General features: G+C 62.5%; 9 protein-coding genes. 5 read left to right on the forward strand and 4 right to left on the reverse strand.

All coding sequences use genetic code 11. From position 1 onward, the window contains the following. Positions 1-102 precede the first annotated feature (102 nt). From zipA to BLT00_RS27750, 3 genes are all read right to left on the reverse strand, one after another. A complete protein-coding gene (zipA, locus tag BLT00_RS27740; protein ID WP_063322223.1) occupies positions 103-948 on the reverse strand; it encodes a cell division protein ZipA in 846 nt (281 codons plus the stop codon). A 258-nt stretch (positions 949-1,206) separates the two neighbouring features. Continuing rightward, a complete protein-coding gene (gene smc, locus BLT00_RS27745) occupies positions 1,207-4,695 on the reverse strand; it encodes a chromosome segregation protein SMC (RefSeq protein ID WP_092148460.1) in 3,489 nt (1,162 codons plus the stop codon). 2 nt (positions 4,696-4,697) lie between these two features. After that, entirely contained in the window at positions 4,698-5,357 is a 660-nt protein-coding gene (locus BLT00_RS27750) for a GntR family transcriptional regulator (RefSeq protein WP_063322225.1), read from the reverse strand. Between the two features lie 264 nt (positions 5,358-5,621). On the opposite strand from BLT00_RS27750, the gene xdhA reads away from it, so the two are divergent. From xdhA to guaD, 4 genes are all read left to right on the forward strand, one after another. Continuing rightward, positions 5,622-7,076 carry a xanthine dehydrogenase small subunit gene (gene xdhA / locus BLT00_RS27755; protein WP_092148463.1) on the forward strand — a complete coding sequence of 485 codons (1,455 nt, stop codon included), beginning with the start codon at positions 5,622-5,624 and terminating at the stop codon, positions 7,074-7,076. After that, entirely contained in the window at positions 7,069-9,468 is a 2,400-nt protein-coding gene (xdhB, locus tag BLT00_RS27760; RefSeq protein WP_092148466.1) for a xanthine dehydrogenase molybdopterin binding subunit, read from the forward strand. The genes xdhA and xdhB overlap by 8 nt, the downstream gene beginning before the upstream one ends. 154 nt (positions 9,469-9,622) lie before the next feature. Then, complete coding sequence (gene xdhC / locus BLT00_RS27770; RefSeq protein ID WP_092148469.1) at positions 9,623-10,465, forward strand: xanthine dehydrogenase accessory protein XdhC; 843 nt, start codon at positions 9,623-9,625, stop codon at positions 10,463-10,465. Positions 10,466-10,484: 19 nt separating this feature from the next. Beyond that, positions 10,485-11,789: a guanine deaminase gene (gene guaD / locus BLT00_RS27775; RefSeq protein ID WP_092148472.1), complete on the forward strand. Its 1,305-nt coding sequence runs from the start codon at positions 10,485-10,487 to the stop codon at positions 11,787-11,789. Positions 11,790-11,914: 125 nt separating this feature from the next. Here guaD and BLT00_RS27780 read toward each other — a convergent pair whose 3' ends face one another. Then, positions 11,915-12,679, reverse strand: coding sequence for a GntR family transcriptional regulator (locus tag BLT00_RS27780; protein WP_003183531.1), 765 nt, complete (start codon positions 12,677-12,679; stop codon positions 11,915-11,917). A gap of 375 nt (positions 12,680-13,054) precedes the next feature. On the opposite strand from BLT00_RS27780, the gene BLT00_RS27785 reads away from it, so the two are divergent. After that, the gene (locus BLT00_RS27785) at positions 13,055-14,245 is read left to right on the forward strand and encodes a benzoate/H(+) symporter BenE family transporter (RefSeq protein WP_092148475.1); all 1,191 of its coding nucleotides are present in this window, start codon (positions 13,055-13,057) and stop codon (positions 14,243-14,245) included. Positions 14,246-14,272 lie beyond the last annotated feature (27 nt).

Consider the following 14,272-nt stretch of genomic DNA (forward strand, 5'->3'; position numbering starts at 1 on the left):
GCTGCTCGATTTTCTTGATACATATGGGGGGTGCTTCGCACCCCAGCGGGAGCAAGCTCCCTCGCCACATAAAGCTCTCTGGGTTTGAGAGCCGTTCATCGCTTAGCGTTTCTGGGTCAACGCACGACGCTCGAATTCGACGATGCGCTGGCGGTAGTGCTCGATGGTCTGGGCGGTCAGCACGCTGCGCTGGTCATCCTTGAGTTCGCCATTGAGCTCCTGGGACAGCTTGCGCGCCGCAGCCACCATCACGTCGAAGGCTTGCTTGGGATGACGTGGGCCCGGCAGGCCGAGGAAGAAACTCACCGCTGGCGTGCTGAAATGATCGATGTCGTCCAGGTCGAACACCCCGGGCTTGACGGCGTTGGCCATGGAGAACAGCACCTCGCCGTTGCCGGCCATGCTCTCGTGACGGTGGAAAATGTCCATCTCGCCGAAACGCAGGCCGCTTTCCAGAATGTTCTGCAGCAACGCCGGGCCCTTGAAACCGGCCGGATCGCGGCAGATCACGCTGATCACCAACACTTCTTCAGCCTGGGCCTGGTCCTTGTCGGCGCTCGAGGTTTTGTTCTCGTCCGGGAAGTCGCTGTCGCGACTGCTGAAGCTCGGACCACCATCCAGGTCGAGGTTCAGGTTCAAATCACCCTGGGATGGCTCGCTGTTGCGCTTGCCGCGCTTGGAGCCCGATTCCCGTGGCTCACGGGCAGGCGCGCTCATCGACGGCAAGTCGTGTTCGTCCAGCTGCGGCTCCTTGTGGGTGTCCAGCACCCGGGGCGGGCCCAGCAGCTCGGCGTTGTCATCCTCATCCGGCAGGTTCGACAAGCTGCGGTCCAGGCGAAACTTCAGCTTCCCCTTGCCGCCGCGCATGCGACGCCAGCCGTCGAAAAGAATACCGGCAATGACAATGATGCCGATGACGATCAGCCACTCGCGCAGACCGATTTCCATGTAATCCCGTGCCTCTATAAAAATGCTGAAAAATAAGGGGCTTAGCTATTTGCAAACCGCTTTAAAACGTGGCGCCAACTCTATGTTCTGAATGGCCTTTTGCCCACGCATACGAAAAATTGACATTAAACTAGCACGACCAAAGATAACTTTACACCGTCTGTCGCACAGGCTTGTGCCCAATCTGTGATTTGAACAACAGGCCCAAGGGTAAAAAATACCTACAGCGTTCCAAGTAGAAGCCCTACAACCGGTTGTTCAGGCATCCACCATGGCCATGGCCTCCTCCACATCCACCGCCACCAGCCGCGAACAGCCCGGCTCATGCATGGTCACGCCCATCAACTGATCGGCCATTTCCATGGCGATTTTGTTGTGGGTGATGTAGATGAACTGCACCGTTTCAGACATCTCCTTCACCAGCCGTGCGTAACGGCCTACGTTGGCGTCGTCCAGTGGTGCGTCGACCTCGTCGAGCATGCAGAACGGCGCCGGGTTCAATTTGAAGATGGCAAAAACCAGGGCCAGCGCGGTCAGCGCCTTTTCGCCACCGGAGAGCAAATGGATGGTGCTGTTCTTCTTGCCAGGAGGACGCGCCATGATTGTCACCCCTGTATCGAGTAAATCTTCGCCCGTCAGTTCCAAGTAAGCGCTGCCGCCACCGAAAACTTTTGGGAAAAGGGCCTGCAAACCACCGTTGATCTGATCAAAGGTATCCTTGAAGCGGTTGCGGGTTTCCTTGTCGATCTTGCGAATGACGTTTTCCAGGGTCTCCAGCGCTTCCACCAGATCGTCGTTCTGGGCGTCCAGGTAACGCTTGCGCTCGGACTGCTGCTGGTACTCGTCGATGGCCGCCAGGTTGATTGCCCCCAGGCGCTGGATGCGCTGGGCAATGCGTTCCAACTCCTCCTCGGCGTCCTTCTCGTTCGCCCCGGCCACCAGGGTGGCGAGCACACCATCGAGGTCGTAGCCGTCTTCCAGCAACTGGTCCTGCAAGGCTTTGCGCCGCACCGTCAGGGCTTGCCACTCCATGCGCTGCTGTTCCATTTGGCCGCGGATCAGTTGCGATTGCTGCTCGGCCTGGCTGCGACGCTTTTCGGCGTCGCGCAGTTCACGGTCGGCGTCCTCCAGGGCGATCTGCGCCGTCTTGAGTTCTTCGTCGACGCTCATGCGCTTGTCGAGCAACTCTTCGAGCTTGAGACGCAGCTCTTCCAGCGGCGCTTCGCCCTCCTCCAGATTGAGGCTCAACTGCTCGCGTTTTTCGGTCAGGCGTTCGGACTGCATTTCCAGCCGTTCCAAGGCCTGGCGCGTGGAATCGTGCTGGGCCTTGAGCGAGCCCAGGCGCACCGCCAACTGATGAGCATGATCCTTGTGCTGGCGTGCTTCCTGGCGCACCCGATCCAGGCGCTCGCGCAGACTGTCACGCTGGGCCAGCAGCAGTTCGCGCTGCTCGGTGTCCAGTGCCATGGCGTCGAGGGCTTCTTGCAGTTGCAAGCGCGCCTCGCCGATCTGTTCGTGCTCCAGCGCCCGCTGCTCGCCCAGTTCGGCGATTTCTTCTTCCAAGCGGGTGCGGCGCAACGCCAGCTGTTCGACCTTGGCCTTGCCGGCCGACAACTGCGCCTTGAGCTCGCCTTGCTGGCGCGCCTCATCCTGCAACAGCCGCCGCAGGTGTTCGCGACCGTTCTCCTGCTGACGCTGTTGCGCCCGAAGGTTTTGCAATTCGGTTTCCAGGGCTTCGACGCTGGCCTCGCGCTCTTCGCGCTCGGCGCCCAGGCGCTGGATTTCCTGACCCCGGGCGAGCATGCCGCTTTCGGCTTCGCTGGCCCGGCGCACCCGCAGGAAGTGCCGGCCGACCCAATAACCGTCCCGGCTGATCAGGCTTTCGCCGGCCGCCAACTGCCCACGCAGGGCCAACGCCTGTTCAAGGCTGTCCACCGGTTTGACCTGCCCCAGCCAGGGCGACAGGTCGACCTGGGCCTCGACCTTGTCCAGCAAGCTGCCGGGGATTCGTACGCCGTCGCCAGCCGGGCTGAGCAGGCGCAGATCGCCCTGGGTGAAACCCGACAGGTCGAAGCCGTCGAAGTCATCCACCAGCACCGCTTGCAGGTCGGCACCCAGCACGGTTTCCACCGCCAGCTCCCAACCGGCATCGACCTTCAGGCCCTCGGCCAGTCGCGGACGCTCGGCCAGATGCTGGTCGCGCAGCCACTCGGCGGTGCCGGTGCCTGGGTCCAGCGCGGCTTGCTGCAAGGCTTCCAGCGAAGCCAAACGCCCATTGAGCCGCTGCAATTCGCCCTGGGCCTGTTGCTGGTTCTGCAAGGCCAGTTGCAAGGCCTGGCGCAGTTGCTCAAGCCGTTCGACCTGGGCGTCTTCGCTGGCCTGCAAATCTTCGAGAGTGGCTTCGCTGGTCGCCAGTTGCTCGCTCAGGTCCAGAATCGCCGCGTCTTCCGGGTCTGCCGCGAGCAAGGCACGCTCTTCGGCCAGGCGGCGCTGACGTTCGGCGAGGCGCTCCATGCTGGTTTCCAACTGCTGGATGCGCGACTGCTGGACTTCAGCCTGGCGCCGTGGCTCGGCCGAGGTCAGGTTGAAGCTGTCCCACTGCTCTTGCCAGCCGTGCATGGTCAGCTCGGCTTCTTCCAGGGCTGCGGCGGCTTCTTCGGCGGCGGCGCTGGTGATTTCCTGCTCTGGCGTGAGCCGGTCCAGCTCTTCGCCAAGGGTCAATAGCAGCGTGCGGTCGTGGCCCAGGTGGGATTCGGTTTCCAGGCGCGCCCGCTCGGCTTCCTTCAAGTCATCCTGCAACTGCCGCAGCCGTTGCTGACCGTGCTGGATGCTCTGCTCGACCCGGGCGATGTCGCCCCCCACGGAATAGAAGCGCCCCTGCACCAGATTGAAGCGCTCCGACAGGTCGTGGTGACCGTCACGCAGGCGTTCGATGGCGGCGTCGGCGTTGCGTTGCTCGGCCACCAGGGCCTCGAAACTGACTTCCTGGTTGCCGATGATCGCCTCACGCTGACCGACCTGCTCGTTCAACGCCTGCCAGCGCAGGGCCGAAAGTTGGGCCTTGAGCTGGCGCTCCTCGCCCTTGTATTCCTGGTACTTCTTCGCGGCCTCGGCCTGACGGTGCAGACGTTCCAGCTGGCGCTCGAGTTCTTCGCGCAGGTCGGTCAGGCGCGCGAGGTTTTCGTGGGTGCGACGAATGCGGTTTTCGGTTTCGCGCCGCCGTTCCTTGTATTTGGAAATACCGGCGGCTTCTTCAATGAAGTTGCGCAGATCTTCAGGCTTGGCCTCGATCAGCTTGGAGATCATGCCCTGTTCGATGATCGAGTAGCTGCGCGGGCCCAGGCCGGTGCCGAGGAAAATATCGGTGATGTCGCGGCGTCGGCACTTGGTGCCGTTGAGGAAGTAGCTGTTCTGGCTGTCGCGGGTCACTTTGCGACGAATGGAGATTTCCGCATACGCGGCGTATTCACCCACCAGGGTGCCGTCGGAGTTATCGAACACCAGCTCGATGCTGGCCTGGCTCACCGGCTTTCGGCTGGTGGAGCCGTTGAAGATGACGTCGGTCATCGACTCGCCGCGCAGGTTCTTGGCCGAGCTCTCGCCCATCACCCAACGCACGGCATCGATGATGTTCGACTTGCCGCAACCATTGGGCCCGACCACTGCCGCCATGTTACTGGGGAAGTTCACCGTAGTCGGGTCGACGAAGGATTTGAACCCCGCCAGTTTGATGCACTTGAGCCGCACGTTCAGGCCTTCGTCAGGGCAGAAACCACCAGATCGCAACTGCGCTGGGCATAGGCCGTCAGCACGAGGCGAATCTGCGGCAGATCACGGGCCAGCACAGCGGCGAGCAGGCGCTGGAACAGGTCGAGGAACTCGCTCATTTCCGCCTTGCGCTGGTCCAGGGCCAGGAAATAGGCACGGCTCATGGCCGGTTGCAGGTTCTCGACGGTTTCCTGCAAGTACGGGTTGTTGGCAAAGGGATAGGCGGCGCGCATCACGCTGAAGCTTTCATCGACGAAGGTACGGATGTCCTGGCGCGCGTAGGCGTCGTTGAGACGCTGCTGGATCGCCACGAACGGCGCCATGTCGGCCTGCTCTTTCCAGCCATGGGCCACGGCGTAACCCAGCAGGATGTACAGCTCGCTCATCAACGTGCAGAGGCTGCGCACCTTGTGCTCGGTGAGTTCGGTGACGTGGGCGCCGCGGCGCGGCAGGATCGCGATCAAGTGGCGTCGCTCCAGGATCAGCAAGGCCTCGCGGACCGAACCGCGGCTGACGTTGAGCGCCAGCGTGACTTTCTGCTCCTGGATGCGCTCTCCCGGCTTCATTTCGCCGCGAATGATGCGTTCGGCGAGATGGTGGGCGATTTGCTCGGCGAGGCTGTCCGGGGCCTTGAACGTCATGGTTGTCCTTCAAACTCTTCGATTTGCACAAGCGACGCAGTGTAGCGCACTCGATACGTCATGGCGCAGGGCCTGCAGCGGGTTTTTGGCACGATTCAAGCAAAAAAGCAGGGCGCCACCCAAGGGTCAATACTGAACCTACACGTTGTTCATCGACAAAACGAATTTTCCTGACCTTTAAGTCAAAAAATCGTTGACCGAAAAGTCAAAACTGATAAATTCGGCCCAAGTCGATACAACAATAATGAGTCTGCGAGGCCTTCCGTGATCCAGTTTTTACTCAACCAGGAACTCCGTAGCGAGCACGCCCTGGACCCGAACCTGACCGTGCTCAACTATTTACGCGAGCATGTTGGTAAGTCCGGTACCAAAGAAGGCTGCGCCAGCGGCGACTGTGGCGCGTGCACCGTGGTGGTGGGCGAACTGCATATGGATGAAACCGGCCGTGAGCGCATGCGCTACCGCAGCCTCAATTCGTGCCTGACTTTCGTCTCGGCCCTGCACGGCAAGCAACTGATCAGCGTCGAAGACCTCAAGCACCAGGGCCAGCTGCACAGCGTCCAACAAACGATGGTCGATTGCCACGGCTCGCAATGCGGCTTCTGCACACCAGGCTTCGTCATGTCGCTGTTCGCCCTGCAAAAGAACAGCGAACAATCCGACGCCCATAAAGCCCACGAAGCCCTGGCCGGCAATCTCTGCCGTTGCACCGGCTACCGGCCGATCCTGGCCGCCGCCGAGCAGGCCTGCTGCGGCAAGCAACCGGACCAGTTCGACGCCCGCGAGGCCGAGACCATCGCCCGCCTCAAAGCCATCGCACCGACCGAGACCGGCGAGCTCAACAGCGGCGACAAGCGCTGCCTGGTGCCGCTGACCGTGGCCGACCTGGCCGATCTCTACGATGCTTATCCCCAGGCGCGCCTGCTGGCCGGCGGCACGGACCTGGCCCTGGAAGTCACTCAGTTCCACCGCACCCTGCCGGTGATGATCTACGTGGGCAACGTCGCCGAACTCAAGCGCATCGAGCGTTTCGACGATCGCCTGGAGATCGGCGCCGCCACCGCCCTCTCCGATTGCTACGAAGCCCTGAAAGCCGAATACCCGGACTTCGGCGAACTGCTGCAACGCTTTGCCTCGCTGCAGATCCGCAACCAAGGCACCTTGGGCGGCAACATCGGCAACGCCTCGCCGATCGGCGACTCGCCGCCGCTGCTGATCGCCCTCGGCGCGCAAATCGTGCTGTGCAAGGGCCAGACCCGCCGGACCCTGGCGCTGGAAGACTATTTCATCGACTACCGCGTCACGGCGCGCCAGGAAAGCGAATTCATCGAGAAGATCATCGTGCCCCGGGCCAGTGCCGAGCAGGCGTTCCGCGCCTACAAGGTGTCCAAGCGCCTGGACGATGATATTTCCGCGGTGTGCGCGGCGTTCAACCTGCGCATCGACAACGGCGTGGTCCGCGACGCCCGCATTGCCTTCGGCGGGATGGCCGCCACACCCAAGCGCGCCACCCATTGCGAAGCGGTATTGATCGGTGCGCCGTGGACCGACAGCACCGTCGAACGCGCCTGCGCCGCCCTGGCCGAGGACTTCACACCGCTGTCGGATTTCCGCGCCAGCAAGGAATACCGCCTGCTCAGCGCCCGCAACCTGTTGCGCAAGTACTTCATCGAACTGCAAACACCGCACATCGAGACTCGGGTGACCGCTTATGTCTAACCATCACACCGTAGAAAAGACCCAAGCCGAACTCGCCGAGCTGTTCGCCCGCGACCTGACCACTGGCGTGGGCCGCAGCGTCAAGCACGACAGCGCCGCCAAGCATGTGTCCGGCGAGGCCCAGTACATCGATGACCGCCTGGAATTCCCGAACCAGTTGCACGTCTATGCCCGACTGTCGGACCGCGCCCATGCCCGGATCGTCCGCATCGACACCGCGCCCTGCTACGCCTTCGAAGGCGTGCGCATCGCCATTACCCACCAAGACATCCCCGGCCTGAAGGACATCGGCCCACTGTTGCCCGGCGACCCGCTGCTGGCCATCGATGACGTGCAGTTCGTCGGCCAACCGGTGTTGGCCGTCGCCGCCAAGGACCTGGACACCGCGCGCAAAGCGGCGATGGCGGCCATCGTCGAGTACGAAGACCTGGAGCCGGTGCTGGACGTGGTCGAAGCCCTGCGCAAGCGGCATTTCGTGCTCGACAGCCACACCCACCAACGTGGCGATTCGGCCACGGCGCTGGCGAGCGCCGAGCATCGCATCCAGGGTTCGCTGCACATCGGCGGCCAGGAGCACTTTTACCTGGAGACCCAGATTTCTTCGGTAATGCCCACCGAAGACGGCGGCATGATCGTCTACTGCTCGACCCAGAACCCCACCGAAGTGCAGAAACTGGTGGCCGAAGTGCTGGGCGTGTCGATGAACAAGGTCGTGGTGGACATGCGCCGCATGGGCGGCGGCTTTGGCGGCAAGGAAACCCAAGCCGCCAGCCCGGCGTGCCTGTGCGCCGTCATCGCCCACCTCACTGGCCAGCCGACCAAGATGCGCCTGCCCCGGGTCGAAGACATGCTGATGACCGGCAAGCGCCATCCCTTCTACATCGAATACGACGTCGGCTTCGACAGCCGCGGGCGCTTGCACGGCATCGCCCTGGATCTGGCGGGTAACTGCGGTTGCTCGCCAGACCTGTCGGCGTCGATTGTCGACCGGGCGATGTTCCATGCCGACAACGCCTACTACCTGGGCGATGCGACCATCAACGGCCACCGCTGCAAGACCAACACCGCTTCGAACACCGCCTACCGTGGTTTCGGCGGGCCGCAAGGCATGGTCGCCATCGAAGAGGTCATGGATGCCATCGCCCGGCACCTGGGCCTGGATCCGCTGGCGGTGCGCAAGGCCAACTATTACGGCAAGACCGAGCGCAACGTCACCCACTACTACCAGACCGTCGAGCACAACATGCTCGAGGAAATGACCGCCGAACTGGAGCAAAGCAGCCAGTACGCTGAACGCCGCGAGGCGATCCGTCGCTACAACGCCAATAGCCCCATCCTGAAAAAAGGCCTGGCGCTGACCCCGGTGAAATTCGGCATTTCGTTCACCGCCAGTTTCCTCAACCAGGCCGGCGCGCTGATCCACGTTTACACCGATGGCAGCATTCACCTCAACCACGGTGGCACCGAAATGGGCCAGGGCCTGAACACCAAGGTCGCCCAGGTGGTGGCCGAGGTGTTCCAGGTGGAAATGGACCGCGTGCAGATCACCGCGACCAACACCGACAAGGTGCCGAACACCTCGCCCACCGCGGCCTCCAGCGGCGCCGACCTGAACGGCAAGGCGGCGCAGAATGCGGCCGAGACCATCAAGCAGCGCCTGGTGGAATTCGCTGCACGGCAGTACAAGGTCAGCGAAGAAGACGTGGAATTCCACAACGGCCATGTGCGGGTGCGCGACCACATCCTGACCTTCGAGGCGCTGGTACAGCAGGCGTATTTCGCCCAGGTCTCGCTGTCGAGCACCGGCTTCTACAAGACCCCGAAAATCTACTACGACCGCAGCCAGGCCCGTGGCCGCCCCTTCTACTACTACGCCTTTGGCGCGGCCTGCGCCGAAGTGATCGTCGACACCCTCACCGGCGAGTACAAGATGCTGCGCACCGACATCCTCCACGACGTCGGCGCTTCGCTGAACCCGGCCATCGACATCGGCCAGGTCGAGGGCGGCTTCATCCAAGGCATGGGCTGGCTGACCATGGAAGAGCTGGTGTGGAACGACAAAGGCAAGCTGATGACCAATGGCCCGGCCAGCTACAAGATCCCCGCCGTGGCCGACATGCCGCTGGACCTGCGGGTCAAGCTGGTGGAAAACCGCAAGAACCCCGAAGACACGGTGTTCCACTCCAAGGCCGTGGGCGAGCCGCCGTTCATGCTCGGCATCGCCGCGTGGTGCGCCATCAAGGACGCCGTGGCGAGCCTGGGGGATTACCAGCACCAACCGAACATCGACGCCCCGGCAACGCCGGAGCGAGTGTTGTGGGGGTGTGAGCAGATGCGGCAGTTGAAGGCCGTGAAGCCTACGCAAGCCGAAGCCGAGATGGCTCCGCTTTGAAGAGCGGACGCGAAGCGTGATGATCGTTCCCACGCTCTGCGTGGGAATGCAGCCCCCGACGCTCTGCGTCGAAGTTTGAAGAGCGGACGCGAAGCGTCCAAAGATGCATTCCCACGCAGAGCGTGGGAACGATCAGTCAGATGTCGAGGTGAATATGTACAACTGGATCAGCGCCCTCGCCGACCTGCAAACCCGCGGCGAACCCTGCGTGCTGGTGACGATCATCGAAGAACTCGGCTCCACCCCACGCAACGCCGGTTCGAAGATGGTCATCAGCGCCAGCCAGACGTTCGACACCATCGGTGGCGGGCACCTGGAATACAAGGCCATGGAAATCGCCCGGCACATGCTCGCCAGCGGCCAGCAGAACACCCATCTGGAGCGCTTCAGCCTCGGTGCGAGCCTGGGCCAGTGCTGCGGCGGCGTCACCGTGTTGCTGTTCGAACCCATGGGCCAGGTCCAGGCGCAAATCGCCGTGTTCGGCGCCGGCCACGTCGGCCGCGCCCTGGTGCCGCTGCTGGCGAGCCTGCCCTGCAAAGTGCGCTGGATCGATTCGCGGGAGGCGGAGTTTCCCGAACACCTGCCCCATGGCGTGCACAAGATCGTCAGCGAAGAGCCACTGGACGAAGTCGACGACTTGCCCGCCGGCAGCTACTGCATCGTCATGACCCACAATCATCAGCTCGACCTGGAACTGAGCGCCGCGATCCTCAAGCGCAACGACTTTGCCTACTTCGGCCTGATCGGTTCGAAGACCAAACGGGTCAAGTTCGAGCATCGCCTGCGTGATCGTGGTTTCGACAGCGCCGCCTTGCAACGCATGCGTTGCCCCATGGGCATCGGCGAAGTCAAAGGCAAGTTGCCTGTGGAAATCGCCATCTCCATCGCCGGCGAAATCATCGCCACCTATAACGCGAATTTCGGCCAGCACACCGCCCGCGCCGAACCGATCGCCAAGCTGCTGCCGGCCTCGCGCCGCAGCCAGGCGAACCGTTGAACACTCGTTGAGAATTCCCATGCCCCTGACACGCAAAGCCTACCGCGCCGCCCTGCTCCACAGCCTCGCCGACCCGGCCGAAGTCGGTATCGAGGCGTCCTATGAATATTTCGAAGACGGTTTGCTGGTGGTGGAAAACGGCCAGATCAGCGCCATCGGCCACGCCCGTGACCTGCTGCCGACCCTGGCAACTGACATCGAAGTCACTCATTACCCGGATGCGCTGATCACCCCCGGCTTGATCGACACCCACATCCACTTGCCGCAGACCGGCATGGTCGGCGCCTATGGCGAGCAATTGCTGGACTGGCTCAACACCTACACCTTCCCCTGCGAAAGCCAGTTCGCCGACAAGGCCCACGCCGATGCCGTGGCCGATATTTTCGTCAAGGAACTGCTGCGCAACGGCACCACCACCGCGCTGGTGTTCGGCAGCGTGCACCCGCAATCGGTGAATTCGTTTTTTGAAGTGGCCCAGAAGCTCGACCTGCGGATGATCGCCGGCAAAGTGATGATGGACCGCAACGCCCCGGACTACCTGGTCGACACAGCCGAATCCAGCTACACCGAGAGCAAGGCGCTGATCGAGCGCTGGCACGGCAAGGGCCGCCTGCACTACGCGGTGACCCCACGCTTCGCGCCCACCAGCACTGCGGAGCAATTGACCCTGGCCGGTCAGTTGCTGGGGGAATATCCCGATTTGTACATGCAGACCCACATCAGTGAAAACCTGCAGGAAGTACAGTGGGTCAAAGAGCTGTTCCCGGAGCGCAAGGGTTACCTGGACGTCTACGACCACTACCAACTGCTCGGCGAACGCTCGGTGTTCGCCCATGGCGTGCACCTGTGCGACGACGAATGCGCTCGCCTGGCCGAGACCGGTTCGGCCATCGCCTTCTGCCCGACCTCGAACTTTTTCCTGGGCAGCGGCCTGTTCAACCTGCCGATGGCCGAAAAACACAAGGTGAACGTGGGGTTGGGCACGGATGTGGGCGGCGGCACCAGTTTTTCGCTGCTGCAAACCCTCAACGAAGCCTACAAGGTGATGCAGCTGCAGGGCGCGCGGCTGAGCCCGTTCAAGTCACTGTACCTGGCCACCCTCGGCGGCGCCCGGGCCCTGCGCCTGGAAGACCGGATCGGGACCTTGCAGCCGGGTACGGATGCGGATTTCCTGGTTTTGGACTACAACGCCACGCCGCTGCTGGGCTATCGCCTCAAGCAGGCCAAGGACATTGCCGAGCGGTTGTTCGTGCTGATGACGCTGGGGGATGACCGGACGGTGGCGCAGACGTATGCGGCCGGTAAATTGGTGCATCAGCGGTAGATTTTTGATCGTTCCCACGCTCTGCGTGGCAATGCCTCAACGGACGCTCTGCGTTCGGCTTTGGGACGCGGAGCGTCCCGGGCTGCGTTCCCAGAGCGTGGGAACGATCAGGCTGATTCAACCCCTCAAAGCTTAGCGGTCGACCGCCCCGGTTTCTTGCTCTGCAACAAATGCGAGAACACCGCATGCAAGTCATCCGAAGCGCTTTCCTCGTCGAGGTTGAGCTTGCTATCGATGTGGTCCATGTGATGCATCATCAGGTCGACGGCCAGTGTGGCATCGCGGGCCTCGATGGCGTCGATCAACTGAGTGTGTTCGTCATAGGAACAGTGGGAACGGTTGCCGCTTTCGTACTGGGCGATAATCAGCGATGTCTGGGACACGAGGCTGCGCTGGAAGCTGATCAGCGGGGCGTTCTTCGCCGCTTCGGCCAGCTTGAGGTGGAACTCGCCCGACAAACGGATGCCGGCGCCGCGGTCGCCACGGGAGAAACTGTCGCGTTCGTCGCTGACCATCTGCCGCAGCTCAGCCAATTGTTCAGCCGTGGCATGCTGCACCGCCAATTCGGTGATCGCCCTTTCCACCAGGCGCCGGGCCATGAAGACCTGGCGAGCCTCTTCGACACTCGGGCTGGCCACCACGGCGCCGCGGTTGGGCCGCAGCAACACCACGCCTTCGTGGGCCAGGCGTGACAGCGCCCGACGAATGATCGTGCGGCTGACCCCGAAAATCTCCCCCAGTGCCTCTTCGCTCAACTTGGTACCGGGCGCCAGGCGTTGTTCGAGGATGGCCTCGAAGATATGCGCATAGACAATATCGTCCTGGGTTCCGCTGCGGCCGGCTTTACCGGCTCGCGGTTGTTTCTTGAGGGGTTGCAACTGTTCGTTCATGGGCACTCGGGTCGGGAAAACGGCGGCGAATTGACCGTGACTGTAATACGGCACAGCGGGTCGCTGGCAAGTATCGCGTAAATGACACGGCGATTGTACACAACCTCTGATGGCAACACGACTGTACGGCTGTTTGCGGGCATGGCTGTATTGCAATCGGCTACTGCGTTGAGTTTAGGCTTAAAACCAAAACCCTGTGGCGAGGGAGCTTGCTCCCGCTGGCGTGCGGAGCACGCCCAAACAGACCGACGCCGTATGGCCTGACCCACCGCATCGGCTGGTTTTGGGGCGGCTGCGCCACCCAGCGGGAGCAAGCTCCCTCGCCACCGGGCTGCTTCAGATTCTGCCAATTTATAATAAGGATCATCGTCCACCATGACCGAAGTCACGACCACGCCACTTCGTCCATTCGCCGACACCTCACCCTCGGCCATCGTCGCCGGGTTCATCGCGATGATGACCGGCTACACCAGTTCCCTGGTGCTGATGTTCCAGGCCGGGCAGGCAGCCGGGCTGACCAGCGGACAAATTTCTTCGTGGATCTGGGCAATTTCCATCGGCATGGCGGTGTGTTCCATCGGGCTATCGCTGCGCTATCGCACACCGATCACCATCGCCTGGTCGACACCCGGCGCAGCGCTGCTGATCACCAGTCTGGGTGGCGTGAGTTATGGCGAGGCTATCGGCGCCTATATCACCTGTGCAGTATTGGTGACGATCTGTGGCCTGACCGGCAGTTTCGAGCGCCTGGTCAAGCGCATCCCGGCCTCGCTGGCGGCGGCGTTGCTGGCGGGGATCCTGTTCAAGATCGGCAGCGAGATCTTTGTCGCCACCCAGCATCGCACCGGCCTGGTGCTGGGGATGTTTTTCACCTACCTGATCGTCAAGCGCCTGTCGCCCCGCTATGCGGTACTGGCGGCATTGTTGATCGGTACGGCGCTGTCGGGCCTGTTGGGGCTGCTGGACTTCAGCGGCTTTGCCCTGGAAGTCGCGACACCGGTGTGGACCACGCCGCACTTTTCCCTGGCGGCCACCATCAGCATCGGCATTCCGTTGTTCGTGGTGGCAATGACCTCGCAGAACATGCCCGGCATCGCCGTGCTGCGGGCCGACGGCTACAACGTACCGGCCTCGCCGCTGATCACCAGCACCGGCATCGCTTCGCTACTGCTGGCGCCGTTCGGCTCCCACGGCATCAACCTGGCGGCCATCAGCGCGGCGATCTGCACCGGCCCCCACGCCCACGAAGATCGCAACAAGCGCTACACGGCGGCGGTCTGGTGTGGGATTTTCTACGGGATTGCCGGGGTGTTTGGCGCCACGCTGGCGGCGTTGTTCGCGGCGCTGCCCAAGGAACTGGTGCTGTCCATCGCGGCCTTGGCGCTGTTCGGGTCGATCATCAATGGCTTGAGCATCGCCATGAGCGAAGTGAAGGAGCGGGAAGCGGCGTTGATCACCTTCATGGTCACGGCGTCGGGGCTGACGCTGTTCTCCATCGGCTCAGCGTTCTGGGGGATCGTGGCGGGGGTGTTGACCCTGGTGATTCTGAACTGGCGCAACGCCTGAAAGCATCGCGAGCTTGCTCGCGATAGC

The sequence above is a fragment of the Pseudomonas sp. NFACC51 genome (genome assembly GCF_900103575.1).
Classification (GTDB): Bacteria; Pseudomonadota; Gammaproteobacteria; order Pseudomonadales; family Pseudomonadaceae; genus Aquipseudomonas; species Aquipseudomonas fluorescens_Q.